Below are 18,902 nucleotides of genomic sequence, written 5' to 3' on the forward strand. Positions count from 1 at the left end.
ACGTCGATGCAGAGCAAAATTACCAAGAAGCCTTCGGCTACGATCACCGTAAACAACAAGCAGCTTGAGCTGCCGGTGTACGGCGGGAGTGTCGGGCCCGACGTCGTCGATATTCGGAAACTTTACGCTCAGACGGGCGTGTTCACTTTCGATCCGGGCTTCACCTCGACGGCCTCCTGCGAGAGCCAGATCACCTACATCGACGGCGATGAAGGCGTGCTCCTCTATCGCGGCTACCCGATCGACCAATTGGCTGAGCACTCAAGTTTCCTCGAGGTTTGCTATCTCTTGGCGAATGGCGAACTGCCGAACACGGCCGAGTATCAGCGCTTTGCTAAGGATATCACCTACCACACGATGCTGCACGCGCAGTTCGATCGCTTCTTTGAAGGCTTCCGCCGGGACGCGCACCCGATGGCGATCATGGTGGGCACTGTTGGCGCTCTGGCCGCATTCTATCACGACAGCACCGACATCAACGATCCGGTGCAACGTACGATCGCGAGCCACCGCCTGATCGCGAAGATGCCGACCATTGCGGCGCGCGCGTTCAAATATTCCATCGGCCAACCGTTCGTGAGCCCGCGCAACGAACTCGACTATGCGTCGAACTTCCTGCGCATGTGCTTCGCGGTCCCGGCGGAGGACTACAAGGTCAACCCAGTTTTGGCGCGCGCGATGGACGTGTTCTTCATTCTTCACGCCGACCACGAACAAAACGCCTCAACCTCGACAGTGCGTTTGGCGGGCTCCTCCGGCGCCAATCCGTTTGCTTGCATTTCATCGGGCATCGCGTGCCTCTGGGGACCCGCTCACGGCGGCGCCAACGAAGCTGCGCTCAACATGCTCGAAGAAATCGGGCACGTTGATAACATCCCAGAATTTATACGACGCGTGAAAGATCCGAACGACGATGTCCGTTTGATGGGATTTGGCCACCGCGTTTACAAGAACTACGATCCGCGCGCGAAAGCGATGCAGAAGCTTTGCCATGCTGTGCTGAAAGAAACAGGCGGCCTTGATAATCCGACGCTCAAAGTTGCGATGGAACTTGAGAAGATCGCGCTCAGCGATGAGTACTTCGTGAGCCGCAAGCTTTATCCAAACATCGATTTCTATTCAGGCATCACGTTGCGTGCGATGGGCTTCCCGACTTCCATGTTCACGGTGTTGTTCGCCGTCGCGCGTACTGTTGGGTGGATCGCGCAATGGACGGAAATGATGGAAGACGAGAGTCAGAAGATCGGACGCCCGCGGCAGGTCTACACAGGCGCACCGAAGCGTGACTACGTGGCTCTCGATCGCCGCTAAGCTTCCAGAACGTTGAAAACGGCATCCGCGGCGATATCCGCCGCGGGTCTGCCACCCCTACCCATCTTGGCGAGCGCTTCATCCTGCGCGCGGATTTGCTCTTCACGGGCGTCGGCGCTGTCGAGGATGGGGGCAGCCGCTGCGGCTATGTTCTCGGGCGTGCAACGCGTTTGAATGAACTCTGGCGCAACCTCGGCGTCCGCGGCGACATTCATGAGTGAGGCGTATTTCGACTTGAAGAGGAACGCGCGCGCGATCGCCCAAGTGATCCAGCCAAGCTTGTAGCCGACAATGACAGGCGTGCCCTGCAAGGCCACTTCGGTGGTGACTGTGCCGGACGCCGCGAGCGCAACAGTCGCGGCAGCAAAGGCATCTTCTTTTTCCTTCTCGTCTAGAATGCGGATGGCGGCCGGCACCTGCGCAGTGACCTGCTCACGCACGCTATTTGCTGCGACGGTAATGATCCGCACGTCACGATCGCGATCCAGGAGTTCGGCTGCGGCCCAAAGCGTTGGCCCTATGCGACGGATCTCGCCGCTACGGCTGCCTGGCAGCACGAGAATAATTTTCTCCTTGGGTGTGAAGCCTTGGCGCGCACGTAACGCTGCACCGTCGCCGGGGCTGTAACGGCCAAGCGCGGGATGGCCGCAAACCGTGCACTGAAGTCCGTAGGGCTCGTAGAACGGCACCTCGAAATCATGGATGCAGATGAGATGGTCGACAGCGGCAGCCAACGTCTTGGCGCGCCCGGGACGCGTCGCCCACACTTGCGGGCCGATATACTTGACGAGCTTGATCTCTGGGGCAGCGGCGCGCACGCCAAGCGCAACCCGCAGCGTGAACCCCCAAGAATCGATCAGGACCACGACGTCTGGCTTGGCTTTCAAGATTGCCGAGACCGTCGCCGCCACAGCCGCCTTAACGCGCGAGTACGCAAGCAAGCCATCGATAAACCCAAGGACTGCAAGCCCTTTGATGTCCGCCTGACTCGGGACGCCCTGCTCCGTCATGAGGGGGCCGCCGACGCCTTGGATGTCCAAAGCGGAATTGCGTTCTTTGAGCACGCGCGCGAGATCGGCGCCTAGCGCATCACCTGAGGATTCCGCCGCGACGAGGAAGATCCGTTTCGTCACGCTGCATCAACTTCGTTTGCGGTGAAGCCGTAGACGAATATGCCCGCGCGATTAGCTGCGGTGATGATCTCATCTCGCCGAACCGCAAGTGCGCCCTGGGCCTCCACGGCGATCCCGGCGAGGCCGGCGCCAGCCGCGCCTTCTATCGTTCGAACGCCTATGGTGGGCAGATCGATGCGGCGCTCCTGAATCGGCTTCGGTCGCTTGACCAACACGCCACGGCGCGCTTGCGGCGTACCGCGAATTGCCGTTGGCAATTCGGCGACCCGGCGAAGCATCGCGTCGGTGCCTTCTTGCGCCTCGACCGCGAGCACCAGGCCGTCGCATACGACGACGCCCTGGCCGATATCGAAGGCGCCGCTCGCGGCAGCGACCTTGGCGGCTTTGGCGATTTCCTTTTTTTGCTGTTCGTTTGGAGCAATCGCTCCCCAGACGCCGGGTGTCGCCAGCAGATCGCTCATAACTTGGTCGGCGCCCAGCACCGTGAAGCCCGCCTTCTCATGCTCATTCAGAACCGCACGGAGCAGAGCGTCATCACCCTTTGGCATGGCCGCCAAAATGGCAGGGAGCATAGATATCGCGACATCATCGAGTTGGAGTGTCTTCAGGTCTGGGCGTTGGACCTGGCCCAGCAGAACGACGGCATCGCAACCGGCTTCGCGCATTGCATCCATACGCGCGCCCATCTGGCCGAGACCGTGTGTTGCGCCGGGATGAGCATCGAGAGCCGGGTCGGCATTCGGCGCCACGCGGGCAACAAAATACGGACGCTGCGTCCCCGCGAGATGCTCTGCGAGCACGACCGGAAGCTCGCCGCCGCCGGCGATGACGCCGAGCTTGCGCCAGCCGCTCATCGCTAATCTCGCGGCATGCAGAGCGGCCGCGCCGCGTCGGCGCGGATGAAGTCGACGATTTCCATCACTTGTGGATTGCCTGAATAGGCTTCGATGCAGTCGTCGATGCGCTCTTGGAACGTGCCCTCTTCCGCGAACAACAATCGATACGCGGCGCGCAGATCGTGGATTTGCTCACGCGTGAAGCCGCGGCGCTTCAGGCCGACAACATTCAAGCCGCCGAGATGCGCGTGATTGCCGATTGCAGAGCCGAACGGGATCAGATCCGTCGTCATCAGCGCAGAGGCCCCGACGAAAGAGAACCGGCCAACCCGTCCGTGCTGGTGCACACCGCTCAATCCGCCAAGGAAAGCGTAGTCGCCAACTTGGACGTGACCGCCGATCGTCGCGGTCTGCGCCATGATGACGTTGTTGGAGACGTTGCAATCGTGTGCGACGTGGCAATTGCCCATGATGAGGCAGTCGTTGCCGACAGTGGTGACGCCCCGTCCGCGTACGGTGCCGCGATGGATTGTGGCGTGCTCGCGGATGACGTTGTTGTTGCCAATGACGAGCCGCGTCGGTTCGCCCTTGTAGGACAGGTCCTGCGGCGCGCCGCCGAGCCCGACGAATGGAAACACCGTGTTGTTAGCGCCAAGCTCGGTGTGGCTCTCGATGAAGACGTGAGCGATGAGCTTGGTCCCATCTCCGAGCTTTACGTTTGGTCCAATGACGCAGCCTGGACCAATTTCGACGTCAACGCCGAGCTCGGTGCTGTCATCGACAACGGCGGTCTTGTGAACTTTGGCGCTCATAGCGAATCCTGCGGACGGTCAGCCTTCATGGCGGCGAATTCGCAATCGGTTGCGAGTTCGCCTCGCACTTCGACGCGGCCTCTGAATTTGAAGATATTGCGGCGCTGAAAGAGCACCTCGACGAACATCTCCATGGTGTCACCCGGCATGACCGGCTTTTTAAAGCGGGCGCCTTCGACTGACATGAAAAGGATGAGGTGCTTGGTGATGTCGGCTTCAAGAGTTTTTGACATCAGCACAGCGCCGGTTTGGGCGAGCGCCTCGATCTGGAGGACGCCGGGCATCACGGGCGCACCCGGAAAGTGGCCCGGGAAAAACGGCTCGTTGATGGTGACGTTCTTGATGCCGCGGATGGACTTGTTTGGGATGTAATCGACCGCGCGATCGATCAGCAAAAAGGGATAGCGGTGTGGAAGGCGGCGAAGGATCTCGCCGATCTCGATCACGTCATCCGTGGTCTTCTGCTGTTCTGTCAGATCATTTGCTTTCATCGCGCGCCCCTGCGGCTCGGCGGCTTAGCCAAGCCGCTTCACGAAGCCATTTACGTAACGGTTTGGCCGGATAGCCGCTCCAAACCTCGCCTGCGGGCACGTCTTGGAACACGGCAGCTCCACCCGCAAGGGTAGCGCCGGGCCCGATGTTGCGGTGATCCGCCACGCCAACGCGGCCTCCCAGCGTAACGCCGTCGCCGACCCTCGTAGATCCGGAGATGCCGCCAAACGCGGCAATCAGCACCCCGCGGCCAATCTGACAATTGTGCGCGATGTGGCAGAGATTATCGATCCTGGACCCCTCGCCGATCACCGTGTCGTCGAACACACCGCGATCGACGCAGGAGTTCGCACCGATCGTAACGCGATCCTGGATGACGACGCGCCCGAGGTGCGGGACATCCACGGTTCCGGAGGCATCACCGGCGACGCCGAAACCCTGCTCACCAATCACCGCCCCCGACAGAATGTTCACCTCATCGCCAACCAAGGCGAACGAGATCGAGACACGGGCGCCAATCTTGGAACGGCGCCCGATGCAAACGCCGGGGCCAATGACTGTGTTCGGTCCAATCTCCGTTCCGGCGCCAATCTCGGCGTTAGCACCAATGACGACGCCACTTCCCAGCCGCACGTCGCCTTCGAGCCTAGCGCTGGGATCCACAGCCGCTTTCGAAGTGAAGCTGCGCGGACGAATGAGTGCAGGCGTTATGCGAGCAAACAGCGAGCGCGGACGATCATTGAGGATGAGAGCCCCGGCATTCGGCGCGAGATGCGCAAGCGCCGCCGGGATAATGCAGGCGCCAGGCGCGCTTTCCAGGACAGCGCCTTTCTTGCCTTCATAATAGCAGAGGTCTTTTGGGCCGGCTCTGTCTGCGGGAGCAGCGCCAACAATCTCGCGCTCGGCGTCGCCGCCGATATCGCTAGAAGGCGCAAGCGCCCGGACCGTTACCGGTCCGAGCGCCTCGTAAAAGCGGGGATCGATCATGCGCCGACTATTTGGCGCAGCCGAAGCCCGATGTCACTGTCCGTAGCGCTTATTGCGCCGGGGCCTGTGCGTTGGGCTGTTGTTGGCCTTGGCACTCGCTGGCCGCATGGCGGGCAACGTTCGCAACGCGGGTATTTTGGTTCTGGTCAAGCTGCTGGATCACTGTCGTGGTGATGTCGAAGTTTGGATCAGATTGGGTGACGTTGCTGGAGTCGATTACGATGCCGGCGCCGCGTGACTGCATCACGGACTGAACGATCGGGCCAACCTGGCGGTCGAAATCGCGCAGCGAGATCAGCGACGAACATTCCATATCACCGCGCAGAGCACCGGCGCGGCCTTCAAAAGCCTGCAGGCGTTGAGCGAACTGCTGGAACTGCGGCGCATATGTCGTGCTGTTACGGATTTGCTCTTGCGACATGTTGCGCGTCGCCGTCTGGAGGCGCGTGCGTTCTTGCTCAAGCGACTGCTGCTCGGGCTGCAGAGCTTGCGCTTCCGACGCAAATTGCTGGCGCAGCGCAGCAATCTTGGCTTGCAGGTCGCGACCCAAAACCGATTCAGCGGCCACGCGCTGATAATTGATCACCACCGCCGTCGTTGATTGACCACCGCCACGGTTGCGCTGCGCCAGAGCATCAGACGACACAGCTAGTGCGGCCACCGCAAGAGCGGCCGCAGAAAACAAACTCACCACACGCATATTGCGCTTCTCCTCAGAAACTCGTCCGGGTTGAGAACCGGAATTGTTCGCGTCGATCATAATCCTCGTATTGGAGCGGTTGCGCGAAGTCGAATTGCACCGGTCCAAACGGTGAGTCCCAAAAGATCGAGACCCCTGCCGCCACTCTTAAGCTGGCGGAATCGTCAACAATGAGGCGGTTTGCACCAGCCAGATCGACGGTCTGACGGTTTGCAGCGTCCAAATACCCCAGCGTGCCGAAATCGACGAACAAGGCGCTGCCGAGCGAGAAGCTTTCGGGAAGCGGCAATGGCACATCGAGCTGCAGGGTGCCGATGGCGTAGGCGTTGCCGCCGACAGCATCCCCGCGCTGCACGATCTCGCCGGTGATGTCGTCGACAAGCAGCTGACGCGGACCAATGCCGGCAACATCAAAGCCACGGAAGGACGATCCGCCCTTGAAGAAGCGGTCGTTGATGCGGACGTTGTCGCCATTCCAGCCGGCGATGACACCGGCGCTGCCACGGAACAGCGCCCGGAAGCCATATGGCAGGCCGTAATAGATGCCGCCTTCGAGTTCGGTCCGCAGATAGTTCACTTCGCCGCCGAGACCGGCCACGTCCTGGCTGAAATCCAAGTTGAAGCCGCGCGTCGCGTTCACCGGCGAGTTCCGGCGGTCCCAATTGACTTGGAAGCCGAGCACCGAGGTGATGAAGGTGCCCTCCTGGTCGCAAAGGAGAGGTCTGCTGACGTTGACCGCGTCGCACTGGTTCACGTCCGGCGTGAGGATGTTCGAATCGTGGTCGATGTAGACGTCCGCGATCTGCGTATCGTCCTGGATCAGTGAATACGTGAGGCCCAGGTTCGTGCGTTCGCCAATCCGGAAGCCTGTGCGCAGGCCGATGCCTGTGGACTGGTTCTCGAACGATGATTGATCGAGGAAGTCCGTGCGGAGCGAATAAAGATCGAAGCCAGCTGCAATTTCACGGCCCATGAAGCGCGGCTCAGTGAAACGCAGATCCAGCTGTTGGCGCTGCGAACTTGATGAGGCGCGCAGGCGCAGGAACTGGCCCCGACCGCGTAGGTTACGCTCTGTGACAGAAACGTCGAACAGGAAGCTTTCCGTTGATGAGTAGCCAGCCGCGAAAGCAAATTCGCCCGTTGATTGCTCTTCCACGGTGACGGTGACAACTGAGCGGTCCGGCTGCGAACCGTCAGCGTCTTCGACTTTGACGTCCGTGAAAAAGCCGAGTGAGCGGATCTGCGCTTGCGAGCGATCGAGCAGAACGCGGTTGAACGCATCCCCTTCGCTGACGCGCATTTCGCGGCGGATGACGCGGTCCACCGTCCGGGTGTTGCCGACGATATCGATGCGCTCGATGAACGTGCGCGGGCCTTCGTCGACCTCAAACGTTATGTTGACCTTGCGCGTCTCGCGATCGCGCTCGACCACCGGAGTGATCTGCACGTTGGCGTAGCCGACCGTGCCGGCGACGTACGTCATAGCGTCGATCGCGTCTTCGATCTGATCGCCGCGGAAGACCGTGCCCGGACGGATCGGGTTCACCGCGCGCAGCAGCGGCTCTGGGAGCCGGTTCAGCTCGGTTTGGATGGTGATCTCACCAAATTCGTATTGGACGCCCTCATCGACCGTAAAGGTGATGAAGAAGTCGCGCTGATCGGGCGTAAGTTCAGCCACAGCCGAGACGACGCGGAAATCAGCGTAGCCGCGATTGTTGTAGAACTGGCGAAGTTGTTCGCGGTCGTACTCGAGGCGATCAGGATCGTAATTGTCGTTGTTGGAGAAGAAATTCATCCACGTCGATTCAGTCGTGACGATTGCGTCACGGAGCCGACGATCAGAGAATTCTTCGTTGCCAATGAAGTTGATGTCGCGAACGCCCGTCACAGGCCCTTCGTCGACTTCGAAGATCAGATCGACGCGATTCTGATCAAGCTCACGCACTTGGGGCGTGACCTGCGCCGCAAAGCGTCCATTCCGGCGATAGACGTCGAGAATGCGCTGCACGTCGGCTTGGGCGCGTGCGGGGGTGAACACCGACCGCGGACGCGCCTGCACTTCTCCTTCAAGGTCTTCCTCGTCGAGCGTGCGCATGCCCTCAAACACGACGCGGTTGATAATCGGGTTTTCACTGACCACGACAACGAGGTCGCTGCCGCGTTGCTCGATCTGAACGTCCGAGAAGAGACCTGTTGCAAACAGTGTCTTGATTGACATGTCGATCCGCTCGGGATCGAACGTGTCCCCAGGACCAACCTGCAGGTAGGACGAAATCGTCGCCGGTTCGATGCGTTGGTTGCCTTCAACCAGCACGCGACGGATAGCGACGCCAGGGGCCTGCGCCTGCGGCGGCGCAGCCGTCTGGTTCTGTTGAGCATAAGCGTCCGTACTGGCCGCCAATAATGCGCCCGCCCCCGCGCCAACGGTGGCGACGCAACCAAGTGCGCCGAGCGCTACATCCCGCAGTACCCGCTTCATCAAGCCCTCGACGTCCGACGCTCCCCAGCGTCTAGGTTTTTAAGAGCCCATCCTGCCGCGAAAGACAAGGACGAGCCGCTGTTACTGCGCACCCGGAAAGAGCCTCGTGATGTCATTCCAGGTTGCGAATAAGAACAAACTCGCCATCACGGCGAATCCTGCCCGATAGGCCCACTCTTGAGCCGATGGCGGCAACGGCTTGCCCCCACGCGCACCTTCGATTGCGTAGAACAGCAAGTGGCCCCCATCCAGGATCGGAATCGGCAACAGATTCACGATGCCGACAGCTACAGATAGCACTGCGGCCAAATTGAGTAGCGACAGGACCAGCATCAGCAACCGGTCGGTCCACGTGACATCATCGCCACCCCCGCTCAGCGCCGAATTCGCGACCTGTCCAGAAACGTTGATGATTCCGAGCGGTCCGGCGATCTGATTGCCGGACTCGCGGCCGGTGAAAACCCCGCCGATATAAGAACCTGTTTGCGCGATAATCTGCCAGGTATTGGAGGCGCCAACGCCGACGGCCGCCAACGGATTGATTGGCTCGCGATTGCCTGGCGACGAGTCATGGCTGACGCCGATCGAACCAAGCTGCGGGTTATCTTCGCGTGCGCGCGGTGTCAGCTGCAGGATGACTTCTTGCTCACTACGCAAGACGACAACGCTTAACGTACGGCCGGGCGACACGGTCACCACCTGCTGCACATCCTGGAAGGTGTCGATGCGTTGGCCGTCGATCGACTGGATGACGTCACCGGCTTGCAAGCCTGCAGCAGCGGCGGGCGAATTGGGCTCGACGCCGTTGATGCTGGCGACATCGCGACCAAGCACGAATGCGAGCGTAGCGAAGGCAAGGATCGAGAATATAAAGTTTGTGATCGGACCAGCGGCGACAACCATCGAGCGGGTCGTTAGCGGCTGAGCATGAAAAAGACCCTTGGCGCGCGCCTCCGCCAGAGCCACGGGATCTTCAATCTTCTCACGTGGCGCCGTCGACATCGCATCGGCGTCGTCCGCGAACTTCACGTACCCGCCGAGCGGCAGCGCACCAACTTTCCACTGCACGCCTTGCTTGTCGCGCCAGCCAATCAGCGTCTTGCCAAAGCCAATTGAAAACGTGTCGATCGCGACACCGCGCCACCGCGCGACTTGGAAGTGGCCAAACTCGTGCACGAACACCACAACGCTCAGCACGACGACAAACGACGCCAGCGTGATCAGCAAATCCTGGATGCTTTGCAGCAGATCCGGCATTCGACCGCTTCCTTCCCGAGCCCAATTTTGTGAGGCGCTGTCAGCCTTTAGGCTGCCGCAGTGTTTCCCGCAACAAGACGCGCCGCCCGACGAGCAGCCTGATCCACCGCCCTCACCTCATCGAACGATGAAGGCAATTTTGCGAGAAGCCCAGCTTCAGCCCCCTCCAAGTGTGAGAGAGCTTCCTCGACGGTACGGCAAATGTCGAGAAAGCGAATACGGCCCTCCAGAAACGCCTCCACGGCGACCTCATTGGCCGCGGATAGGGCAGTTGTTGCGCTTGCGCCTCGGTCCAGAGCGGCACGAGCCAGTCTTAGCGCGGGAAAGCGGACTGGATCTGGCGCCTCGAACGTCAGCTGCGCGAGTTTGGCGAGATCCAGGCGGCTCGTGGAGACGTGGGCTCGATCCGGCCAAGTCAGGGCGTAGGCGATTGGAATGCGCATGTCTGGGGAACCCAACTGCGCCAACACCGAGCCGTCGATGTAGTGCACCAAGCTATGGATCGTACTCTGCGGATGAACGATCACATCGATGAATTCGGATTTAAAACCAAATAGATACGAGGCCTCGATGAGTTCTAGGCCCTTGTTCATGAGCGTGGCGCTATCGACGGAAATCTTCCGGCCCATGTTCCACATCGGGTGCGCGCAGGCTTGAGCTGGGGTGGCTTGAGCCATTTGCTCGCGAGACCAGGTGCGGAATGGCCCTCCCGAGGCTGTCAGCGTCAGGCGCTCCACCCGCTCTGGGTGGGTGAGGACCTGGAAGATCGCGTTATGCTCGGAATCGACCGGCAACAGCGTTGCGCCATGTGCCTTGGCGGCTTCGATGAACAATGGCCCGGCACACACCAGACACTCCTTGTTCGCCAGTGCAACATGGCCCCCTCGGCGGACCGCCGCCATGGTCGGCGAGAGACCTGCAGCGCCAACAATTGCGGACATCACCCAGTCGGCGGGCCGCGCGCCCGCCTCATCCAGTGCCGCGGGCCCTGCCCCAACTTCAATATCCAAGCCGACCAAGGCCTCACGCGCCTCCCCAAGGAGCGCCGGGTTGGCGATCGCGGCGAACTTGGGCCTCAGCCGCCGGCAGGCGTCCGCGAGCAGGTCGACGCGCGTTGCGGCCGTAACGGCCTCCACTGGCAACTCCCGCCCTTGAGCGCGCAGCTCTTCGATGACCTGCATGGTCGATTGGCCGACAGAACCAGTGACGCCGAGGATCGAGAGCGTACGCGTCATATGCCGCGACCGAACAACAACGCAGTCGCGCCCGGGCCGAAGGCCAAGGCCGCACCGACAAGCAGCGTTGCCGCCATCAGGCTGTCTATCCGATCCAACACACCGCCATGCCCAGGTATAAGCTTGCTAGCGTCTTTCACGCCGAACCGCCGTTTCAAGAAAGACTCGAACAGGTCACCCATCAAGCCGCTGAACGCGACCAGAGCGCCAATGATCACCCATGGCAAGCGTAGCGTAGCGTCTGCCTGGAACAGAAGGCCGCAGCCTAAGCCCGCAGCCGCACCGGCGAACGTGCCGGCGATGATCCCCGACCAGGTCTTGTTCGGCGAAAGGCCGCGCGCGATTTTTGGTCCTCCAATCAACTTGCCGCCGAAATAGGCAAAAATATCGGCCGCCCAGATGATGGCGAATAATGCGAGGATCGTCTCCAGCCCCTCAGGACCACGATCGCGCAGCCATACGAAAAGCGCACATGGCAAGCCGATATAGATCGCCCCACCGGCAGTCTCGATGAAACCAGCGATGCTGCGCCGACGCGTCGCTGAGGCAATCGCACAAGCGACCATCCAAAAGAATGCGAACGTCAAATATTGCCAGCTTGAGAACATCACTGCACCCAGCGATCCGGCGAGTGAAAACATGAATGCCGGCGTGAAGGCGCCCGGCTCGCTCATTCGAGCCCACTCATAGCTCATCGCGACAACGGCGGCGCCGCAGGCGGCGGCGAGCCAAGGCCCGCCAGCAAAGGCCGCTGCAACCCCCAACGACGCGAGCACGAGGCCTGACACGATGCGCGCGCGAAGATCTGACCAGTCGCCGCGCGTGGGCGCTGCTTGGACTGTGTCAGGCGGACTCAGGCGCGGTCCCTCCGTAGCGGCGTTCGCGGCCGCGGTAGATTTCGATCGCTTGCGAGAGCGCGTCCTTGCCAAAATCCGGCCAGAGCACGTCGAGGAACACCAACTCTGCGTAAGCAGACTGCCAAAGCATGAAATTTGACAAACGAAATTCACCGGAGGTCCGCACCAAGAGGTCGGCGGCTGGTAGGTCCTGGGTGTCGAGATATGACTCGAACTTCCCGCTATCGAGATCCGCTGAATTCAACTTGCCCGCGGCGACATCCGCGGCGACGCGTCTGGCTGCGCGCACAATTTCATCTTGGCCTCCATAGTTGAAGGCGATGGTGAGATTGAGTTTGGTGTTATTGCGCGTCCGCGCCTCAGCGCTTTCTATGATGCCGGCAATGTCGCGCTGCAGCCCCTCTCGTCCGCCGATAACACGCACGCGCACGCCTTCGCGCATGAGCTTATCGAGATCGCGCGCAACGTAGAGCCGGAGCAAGTCGAAGAGTGCATTGACCTCCTCGACCGGGCGCCGCCAATTTTCAGTCGAGAACCCAAAGACTGTCAGATACTCGACGCCAAGTTCGCCGGCGGCCTCCACGGTTCGGCGAAGTGCTTCAACACCTTCGGCATGGCCGAAGGTGCGCGGCCGGTTGCGCTGACGCGCCCAGCGACCATTACCGTCCATGATGATCGCTACATGGCGCGGCGTTATCGCTTGTTCAGAAGACGGAGCGGGCTGCGCCATTGGTTCGTCGCAGGCTCTAAACCTGCATGATTTCTTGCTCTTTAGAGTGAAGCGTATCGTCGATCTTCTTGATGTGATCGTCGGTCGTCTTTTGCACCTCGGCGCCGTGACGCTTGTGTTCGTCCTCGCTGATGGCGTGCTCTTTCTCGAGCTTCTTCAGGTGTTCCATTGCGTCGCGGCGAATATTGCGGACCGCAATGCGCTGTTGCTCCGCGTACTTTGCGGCGACCTTGGCAAGTTCCTGGCGCCGCTCGCCCGTCAGTGGTGGGATCGGGATACGGAGCGTCTGGCCGTCCATGATCGGATTGAGACCCAAGTTCGCAGAACGGATTGCCTTGTCCACGGCGGCGACCACCGACTTGTCCCAGACGTTGACCGAAATCATTCGCGGCTCTGGCACACTGACGCTCGCCACTGAGGTCAGCGGCGACACAGCGCCATAGGCGTCGACCGTGATCGGATCGAGCAGCGAGGGCGAGGCACGGCCCGTGCGCAAACCGGAAAACTCATGCTGGAGCGCTGTGACGGCGCCGTCCATGCGCTTCTTGTAGTCGTCGAGTTTGAAAGGCGGCGAAGCAGCCATGACGTCTGTCCTAGTCTGTGATTGTTGTGCAGATGCCGCGCCCCGCGAGCACGTCCGCGAGGCCACCGCGATTACCAATTGAGAACACGACGATCGGAATGCCGTTGTCTCGCATCAAGCTGATGGCGGACGCATCCATCACTTTGAGGTCACGCGCTAAGACTTCGTGATACGAGAGCTTGTCGTAACGTGTAGCCGTTGCATCCTTTTTTGGATCTGCCGTGTAGACGCCATCGACTTGCGTGCCCTTCAGCAACGCGTTGCATCCCATTTCGGCTGCACGGAGCGCGGCTCCTGTATCTGTCGTGAAAAACGGATTGCCGGTCCCGGCGGCGAAAATGACGATCCGCCCCTTCTCCATGTGCCGCATCGCGCGGCGCCGGATATAGGGCTCGCAGACTGTCACCATCGGTATGGCTGAAAGCACACGGGCTTGGCCGCCTAGCCCTTCAATCGCATTCTGCATGGCGAGCGCGTTCATGACGGTGGCGAGCATGCCCATGTAATCGGCGCTCGCACGCTCCATGCCTTTGGCCGCGCCTTGAACGCCGCGGAAGATGTTCCCCCCTCCGATGACGAGGCAAATCTCCGCGCCGGCTGCGGCGGCGTCGAGCACCTCTTGTGCGATGCGTTCGCAGACATTGGTGTCGATGCCGTACTGGCCATCGCCCATCAACGCCTCGCCGGAAATCTTCAGGAGGACGCGCTTGTAGCGCAGCCCGCTCGGGCTGGGTCGGGTTTCGGCAAGGCTCATGAGGCAGAATCTATAAACCACGAGCGGGCAAAGAGTCAGCCCGCAGTTCCAGGGAACTGCCCATAAAAACAAAGGGCGCGAACCTTTCGGTCCGCGCCCCCAATTTTGCGTCGAGCCGAGTTAGCTTTTGCCGGTCATCGCCGCCACTTCGGCAGCGAAATCATCGGTGCGCTTTTCGACGCCTTCGCCCACGCCAAAGCGGACAAAACCTTTGATCTTGATCGGCGCGCCGACTTCCTTCTCGGCGTCCTTCACGGCGGCCTCGATAGTCTGGTCGGGGTTCATGATGAAGGTTTGCTTCACAAGAACGGACTCTTCGAAGAATTTGCGCATGCGGCCTTCAAGCATCTTGTCCAGCACTTGCTGAGGCTTGCCGGCGGCCTTCGGATCTTCCTTGATCTGATCCAGCAGAACAGTCTTTTCACGCTCGACACGCTCGGCGTCGATATCAGTCTCGTTCAGCGCCAGCGGGTTGGCCGAGGCGATGTGCATCGCGATTTTCTTGCCGAAAGCTTCAAGCTTGTCTTTGTCACCAGTCGACTCAAGACCAACCAGAACCGCGATGCGGCCCAGGTGATCGGCGCCGTCCACCTTGGAGTGGACGTAAGCAGCGATCACTCCGTTTTCGACGTTGAGCTTGGCCGAACGGCGCAGCGTGATGTTCTCACCGATTGTGGCGATGAGATTGGTCACGGCCTCCGAGACCTTTTGGCCTTCGTGCACGGAGTCGAGCAACGATTGGTGGTCGCTGGTCTGCAGCGCCAACCTCGCGAACGCGCCGGCCGCCTTCTGGAAATCGGCGTTACGGGCGACGAAGTCGGTTTCCGAGTTGAGCTCAATGACTGTGCCGTGGTCAGCCGCGATCGCGATCGCGACGATGCCTTCGGCAGCAGCGCGGTCGGCTTTCTTCGCGGCCTTCGACAAGCCCTTTGCGCGCAGCCAATCGATTGCTGCTTCAAGGTCACCGTTGGTTTCCCCCAACGCCTTTTTGCAGTCCATCATGCCAACGCCGGTCTTTTCGCGCAGGTCCTTGACCAGCGCAGCGGTGATTTCCGCCATGTCTTACTCCTGAGACTTCTCTCGTATTTACTTAGTAGCTCGCGCCCGTCGGGCCATCGATCGGGCTTTCGACCGGACCAGACGGCGCACGTTCGCGGACCGCTGCTTCAACCGGCGGACGTTCAGACGCGCCGATATCCTTGCCGCCGCGCACTTGGCCTTCCGTCAGACCATCGAGCACAGCGTCTGCAATCAGATCGCAATAGAGCTGGATTGCACGCGCCGCGTCGTCGTTGCCTGGGATCGGATACGTCACCGCATCCGGATCGCAGTTTGAGTCAACGATCGCGACAACCGGAATGCCAAGCTTCTTAGCTTCCTGAATGGCGATCGCTTCCTTGTTGGTGTCGATCACGAACATCAGGTCCGGAACGCCGCCCATAGACGCGATACCGCCGAGCGAGCGGTCGAGCTTGTCGCGTTCGCGCTGAAGGTTCAGCACTTCACGCTTGGTGAGGCCAACGCCGCCGCCTTGGATGATCGTCTCTGTCTCGCGCAGGCGCGCAATCGACTTTGAAACCGTTTGCCAGTTGGTCAGCGTGCCGCCGAGCCAACGCTGGTTGATGTAGTACTGCGCCGAACGTTGTGCGGCTGACTTGATGTGATCGGCGGCCTGACGCTTGGTGCCAACGAAGAGCACGCGGCCACCGCCAGCGGCGACGTCGCGAACTTTTAACAGTGCTTGGTGCAGCAAAGGCACCGTTTGCGATAGGTCGAGAATGTGAATGTTCGCTTTTTCGCCGAAGATGTAGCGGTCCATCTTCGGGTTCCAGCGGTGGGTCTGGTGACCAAAGTGCGCGCCAGCTTCCAAGAGCTGACGCATGCTGAATTCAGGCAGCGCCATGTTTCATTCCTTTTCCGGTTAGCCGCCGCGGGAAAGACCTAGGATTATCGTCCTAGGACCGGATGGAGGAAACGGCCGCTTTCAGACCGCCCCGCCGCTCCCGCGTGCGAAGTGAGGCGCGGATATATAAGGCCTCCACAGGCTTATCAAGCCTATGGAGGCCCTCGGTTTGGCAAAGCAGACCGGCTTTTAATGGCGGCGGTTGCGCGGGTTGTAGCGATCGCGGAGTTGGGTCTGGCGCGAGGTCAGCGACTGCTCGACCCCTTCAATGAACACTGCGGTCGGCGCTGAGGTCACTTGGAGTGGGTCGCCGTCCCAGATCACGACATCGGCCAGGAAGCTGCGCTCCAGACGCCCAAGATTGCTTGCGCCAAAGATTTCGGCGGGGCCGCGCGTGACGGCGGCAAAGGCAACGTCCCAGGGCAAACCATTCGCGACAGCATTGCCCGCGAGTTGCAGAACAAGGCGCGCTTGGTGTGCGTCGACTGTTCCAGGCGCAGGTGCGATGGCGATGCGAACGCCCGCCTGGTTCAGCAACACCGCATTATCGAGACGGGCAGAGAGCCGCTCGAAGCGATCCGGCAAGTTTGCCAAAGGATCCACGATGACCGGGATGTTTGCGCGGGCGAGTTCATCGGCGACCTGCCAGGCTTCAGCACCTCCGTGGATGACAAACTTCAAGCTTGGATTATCGCGCTTGAAGCGGATCAGACGGCGAATGTCGGCGGCGCTTTCAAGATGGACGAGGAAAAATCCCTGCCCACGAGCAAACGGCTGAAGAGCAGCGGCATCGATCTCGTTCAGCAAAGCACCGCCCTGTCCGCTGCGATAGCGGTTAGGGTATTCTCGGGCGTCGCGTAACGCGGCCTCGAAGGCCGGCCACAAAGCCGCGCGCGAGCCTCCGGTTCGTCCAGCGCCCGTTTCCCCCAACTCCACGACCATGAAGGCTCGATCGCGGAAGACGCTGTCGCTAGAACCGCTCATGGACACGAGCGCGCCGCGTCCGTCGAAGATGCTGCCACTCGCTGTGGGAGCAATGGCGGCACGGGTGACACCTTCAATGCGAGTCACCGGAATTGCAGTGACGTTCGGGTTAAACGCATTGCCTGCGTCGGCGGCAGCTGAGATGAGGTCACCCTCGATGTCCGCATCATTGGGCGCACCGGAACCCGAGATCTCACTCAAGCCCACTTCGCTCATCGCAGCGAAGGCGCCCGGAGTGACGAAACGTCCGCCCGCCTCGACGACGCGGGCGCCGCGCGGCGCCGCGATGTTGGCGCCGACAGCGCTGATGCGACCGTCGACGATGAGGACGTCACCATTCTCAATAACGCCACCTGCGCCGTTGGTTACGATGCGGCCGTTGTTGATCAAAATGGTCTCGGCTGCGGCGGGGCTCGCGATCGCGGCAGCGAGAAGCAAAGCAGCTAGCGTTCTCATTGGGCGCTCCGGGTGTAGGTTTGGCCGAGTTCGAAATCAGATGGTGGATCACGTTCAGCGCCGCGTTCATAGACCTGCGCGCCGTCGATAAAGACGCGTTCCGCGACTGCGTAGCTCGAGAGTGGATCGGCTGACCAAATAACGACATCAGCGCGGCGTCCGTTCTCAAGAGTGCCGGTTTCGTCATCAATGTGCAGGGCGCGTGCAGGATTGCGCGATAGCCAAGTCCAAGCCTGAGCGCGCGTGATCTCAAGACCAGCACGACGACCATCGGACATCGCCTTGGCGGCCTCTTGGTTCAAACGTTGAATGCCGACTTCGCTGTCGGAGTGAACAATCGCGCAGCCACCGCCAGCGTCAACAAACGCGATGTTCTCGCGAATGCCGTCATAGGCTTCGAGCTTAAAGCCCCACCAATCGGCCCACATAGCGGCGCAGATGCCCTCTTCGCGGAGGAGATCGGTGATCTTGTAAGCTTCGACCGCGTGGTGAAAGGCGGCGATTTCGAAATTGAACTCGTGCGCGACCTGAATGGCGTTGGCCATTTCATCGGCACGATAGCAGTGCCATTGCAGGATAATGTCGCCGTTCAGAACACCGGCGAGGGTTTCCATTTCAAGGTCGCGATCCGGCGGCTCGCCGTTGCCCTCTTCTGCGTTCCGTACTTGGCGCGCATAGCGCGCAGCGTTCGCGAAAGCTTGGCGATAGCCGGCAACGTCACCCATGCCAGTTGCGGGCGATGAGTTTCGTGAACCGTAGACGCGCGCTGGATTTTCACCGCACGCCATTTTCAAACTTTGAGGGGCGCCTGGAAATTTCATCTCCTGAACCGTCGTTGCACCGAGCACAGGGCGAAGTGTCACGCCGCGGCCGCCGAACAGGTTGCCAGAACCTGGGAGCACGTGGAGCGAGGTGATGCCACCCGCTACTGCGCGCAGAAAACCGGGATCTTGAGGCCAGACCGAATGTTCAGCCCACACTTCTGCGGTGTTCGGTTGCGTAAGCTCATTTCCGTCTGATGTCGCGTCGATCGAAGGGGACGGATAGACACCCAGGTGCGAGTGCGCATCGATAATGCCAGGCGTCACAAAACGGCCCGTCGCGTCGATAATTGTGGCGCCCTCCGCGCTCAAATTCTGACCGACCGCCGCGATGTGACCATCGCGCATCAAGACGTCAGCATTCGAAAGCTCGGCTCCATTGCCATCGAAAACCGTCGCGTTGCGGATCAAGGTCGGGGTCGATGGTCGGGGCGTATAAGTTGAAGCGAACGGCGCGGGTCCGTTGGATTCAGCTTCGGTGTCCGAGCCAGTTGTCGCGCACGCAGCGAGACCAAGGATCGCCGCGGACACAATGACGGGACGCAAATTCAGACGCATAGGCCCTCCCCTTT

The 18,902-nt window shown here is 60.8% G+C and carries 18 protein-coding genes; 1 reads left to right on the plus strand and 17 read right to left on the minus strand.

Annotated elements, in window-relative coordinates; translation table 11 throughout:
* Window positions 1-6 precede the first annotated feature (6 nt).
* Window positions 7-1,311 carry a citrate synthase gene (gene gltA / locus ATE48_RS00705; RefSeq protein ID WP_066766800.1) on the plus strand — a complete coding sequence of 435 codons (1,305 nt, stop codon included), beginning with the start codon at window positions 7-9 and terminating at the stop codon, window positions 1,309-1,311.
* Here the strand turns inward: gltA and lpxB are convergent.
* The 17 genes from lpxB to ATE48_RS00790 all read right to left on the minus strand — a co-directional run bounded on the left by lpxB (window position 1,308) and on the right by ATE48_RS00790 (window position 18,888).
* Window positions 1,308-2,444 carry a lipid-A-disaccharide synthase gene (gene lpxB / locus ATE48_RS00710; RefSeq protein WP_066766802.1) on the minus strand — a complete coding sequence of 379 codons (1,137 nt, stop codon included), beginning with the start codon at window positions 2,442-2,444 and terminating at the stop codon, window positions 1,308-1,310. The two genes, gltA and lpxB, sit on opposite strands and share 4 nt — an antisense overlap.
* A complete protein-coding gene (locus ATE48_RS00715; protein WP_066766804.1) occupies window positions 2,441-3,298 on the minus strand; it encodes an LpxI family protein in 858 nt (285 codons plus the stop codon). Before ATE48_RS00715 ends, lpxB begins: the two co-directional genes overlap by 4 nt.
* 2 nt (window positions 3,299-3,300) lie before the next feature.
* Window positions 3,301-4,092: an acyl-ACP--UDP-N-acetylglucosamine O-acyltransferase gene (gene lpxA, locus ATE48_RS00720; protein WP_066766807.1), complete on the minus strand. Its 792-nt coding sequence runs from the start codon at window positions 4,090-4,092 to the stop codon at window positions 3,301-3,303.
* Complete coding sequence (gene fabZ, locus ATE48_RS00725) at window positions 4,089-4,583, minus strand: 3-hydroxyacyl-ACP dehydratase FabZ (protein WP_066766809.1); 495 nt, start codon at window positions 4,581-4,583, stop codon at window positions 4,089-4,091. The genes lpxA and fabZ overlap by 4 nt, the downstream gene beginning before the upstream one ends.
* A complete protein-coding gene (gene lpxD / locus ATE48_RS00730; protein ID WP_066766811.1) occupies window positions 4,570-5,571 on the minus strand; it encodes a UDP-3-O-(3-hydroxymyristoyl)glucosamine N-acyltransferase in 1,002 nt (333 codons plus the stop codon). Before lpxD ends, fabZ begins: the two co-directional genes overlap by 14 nt.
* A 49-nt stretch (window positions 5,572-5,620) precedes the next feature.
* Window positions 5,621-6,271, minus strand: coding sequence for an OmpH/Skp family outer membrane protein (locus ATE48_RS00735; protein WP_066766814.1), 651 nt, complete (start codon window positions 6,269-6,271; stop codon window positions 5,621-5,623).
* Window positions 6,272-6,284: 13 nt separating this feature from the next.
* The gene (bamA, locus tag ATE48_RS00740; RefSeq protein WP_083197091.1) at window positions 6,285-8,750 is read right to left on the minus strand and encodes an outer membrane protein assembly factor BamA; all 2,466 of its coding nucleotides are present in this window, start codon (window positions 8,748-8,750) and stop codon (window positions 6,285-6,287) included.
* Between the two features lie 81 nt (window positions 8,751-8,831).
* Window positions 8,832-10,007: a M50 family metallopeptidase gene (locus ATE48_RS00745; RefSeq protein ID WP_066766817.1), complete on the minus strand. Its 1,176-nt coding sequence runs from the start codon at window positions 10,005-10,007 to the stop codon at window positions 8,832-8,834.
* Between the two features lie 47 nt (window positions 10,008-10,054).
* The gene (gene dxr / locus ATE48_RS00750) at window positions 10,055-11,242 is read right to left on the minus strand and encodes a 1-deoxy-D-xylulose-5-phosphate reductoisomerase (protein ID WP_066766820.1); all 1,188 of its coding nucleotides are present in this window, start codon (window positions 11,240-11,242) and stop codon (window positions 10,055-10,057) included.
* Window positions 11,239-12,030, minus strand: a complete 792-nt coding sequence (locus tag ATE48_RS00755) for a phosphatidate cytidylyltransferase (RefSeq protein WP_228126723.1) — start codon at window positions 12,028-12,030, stop codon at window positions 11,239-11,241. The genes dxr and ATE48_RS00755 overlap by 4 nt, the downstream gene beginning before the upstream one ends.
* Window positions 12,031-12,085: 55 nt before the next feature.
* The gene (locus ATE48_RS00760) at window positions 12,086-12,829 is read right to left on the minus strand and encodes an isoprenyl transferase (RefSeq protein ID WP_066766826.1); all 744 of its coding nucleotides are present in this window, start codon (window positions 12,827-12,829) and stop codon (window positions 12,086-12,088) included.
* A gap of 16 nt (window positions 12,830-12,845) precedes the next feature.
* Window positions 12,846-13,412, minus strand: coding sequence for a ribosome recycling factor (gene frr / locus ATE48_RS00765; RefSeq protein WP_066766829.1), 567 nt, complete (start codon window positions 13,410-13,412; stop codon window positions 12,846-12,848).
* A 10-nt stretch (window positions 13,413-13,422) separates the two neighbouring features.
* Window positions 13,423-14,166, minus strand: a complete 744-nt coding sequence (pyrH, locus tag ATE48_RS00770; protein ID WP_066766831.1) for a UMP kinase — start codon at window positions 14,164-14,166, stop codon at window positions 13,423-13,425.
* A gap of 120 nt (window positions 14,167-14,286) precedes the next feature.
* On the minus strand, window positions 14,287-15,225 hold the full coding sequence (tsf, locus tag ATE48_RS00775) for a translation elongation factor Ts (protein WP_066766833.1): 939 nt from the start codon (window positions 15,223-15,225) through the stop codon (window positions 14,287-14,289).
* Between the two features lie 31 nt (window positions 15,226-15,256).
* Window positions 15,257-16,069, minus strand: a complete 813-nt coding sequence (rpsB, locus tag ATE48_RS00780; protein ID WP_066766834.1) for a 30S ribosomal protein S2 — start codon at window positions 16,067-16,069, stop codon at window positions 15,257-15,259.
* A 189-nt stretch (window positions 16,070-16,258) separates the two neighbouring features.
* Window positions 16,259-17,509 carry an amidohydrolase family protein gene (locus ATE48_RS00785; protein ID WP_066766836.1) on the minus strand — a complete coding sequence of 417 codons (1,251 nt, stop codon included), beginning with the start codon at window positions 17,507-17,509 and terminating at the stop codon, window positions 16,259-16,261.
* On the minus strand, window positions 17,506-18,888 hold the full coding sequence (locus ATE48_RS00790; protein ID WP_066766838.1) for an amidohydrolase: 1,383 nt from the start codon (window positions 18,886-18,888) through the stop codon (window positions 17,506-17,508). Before ATE48_RS00790 ends, ATE48_RS00785 begins: the two co-directional genes overlap by 4 nt.
* Window positions 18,889-18,902: the final 14 nt, after the last annotated feature.

Source organism: Candidatus Viadribacter manganicus, from assembly GCF_001679665.1.
Classification (GTDB): Bacteria; Pseudomonadota; Alphaproteobacteria; order Caulobacterales; family Aquidulcibacteraceae; genus Vitreimonas; species Vitreimonas manganica.

Excerpts from the sequence above, each read along its gene's own strand:
- ATE48_RS00735 (WP_066766814.1), bottom strand. The coding sequence starts at position 6,271 with ATGCGTGTGGTGAGTTTGTTTTCTGCGGCCGCTCTTGCGGTGGCCGCA.
- tsf (WP_066766833.1), bottom strand. The coding sequence starts at position 15,225 with ATGGCGGAAATCACCGCTGCGCTGGTCAAGGACCTGCGCGAAAAGACC.
- pyrH (WP_066766831.1), bottom strand. The coding sequence starts at position 14,166 with ATGAGCCTTGCCGAAACCCGACCCAGCCCGAGCGGGCTGCGCTACAAG.
- fabZ (WP_066766809.1), bottom strand. The coding sequence starts at position 4,583 with ATGAAAGCAAATGATCTGACAGAACAGCAGAAGACCACGGATGACGTG.
- ATE48_RS00785 (WP_066766836.1), bottom strand. The coding sequence starts at position 17,509 with ATGAGAACGCTAGCTGCTTTGCTTCTCGCTGCCGCGATCGCGAGCCCC.
- ATE48_RS00715 (WP_066766804.1), bottom strand. The coding sequence starts at position 3,298 with ATGAGCGGCTGGCGCAAGCTCGGCGTCATCGCCGGCGGCGGCGAGCTT.
- lpxA (WP_066766807.1), bottom strand. The coding sequence starts at position 4,092 with ATGAGCGCCAAAGTTCACAAGACCGCCGTTGTCGATGACAGCACCGAG.
- rpsB (WP_066766834.1), bottom strand. The coding sequence starts at position 16,069 with ATGGCGCTGCCTGAATTCAGCATGCGTCAGCTCTTGGAAGCTGGCGCG.
- ATE48_RS00760 (WP_066766826.1), bottom strand. The coding sequence starts at position 12,829 with ATGGCGCAGCCCGCTCCGTCTTCTGAACAAGCGATAACGCCGCGCCAT.
- frr (WP_066766829.1), bottom strand. The coding sequence starts at position 13,412 with ATGGCTGCTTCGCCGCCTTTCAAACTCGACGACTACAAGAAGCGCATG.
- ATE48_RS00745 (WP_066766817.1), bottom strand. The coding sequence starts at position 10,007 with ATGCCGGATCTGCTGCAAAGCATCCAGGATTTGCTGATCACGCTGGCG.
- bamA (WP_083197091.1), bottom strand. The coding sequence starts at position 8,750 with ATGAAGCGGGTACTGCGGGATGTAGCGCTCGGCGCACTTGGTTGCGTC.
- dxr (WP_066766820.1), bottom strand. The coding sequence starts at position 11,242 with ATGACGCGTACGCTCTCGATCCTCGGCGTCACTGGTTCTGTCGGCCAA.
- ATE48_RS00790 (WP_066766838.1), bottom strand. The coding sequence starts at position 18,888 with ATGCGTCTGAATTTGCGTCCCGTCATTGTGTCCGCGGCGATCCTTGGT.
- gltA (WP_066766800.1), top strand. The coding sequence starts at position 7 with ATGCAGAGCAAAATTACCAAGAAGCCTTCGGCTACGATCACCGTAAAC.
- lpxD (WP_066766811.1), bottom strand. The coding sequence starts at position 5,571 with ATGATCGATCCCCGCTTTTACGAGGCGCTCGGACCGGTAACGGTCCGG.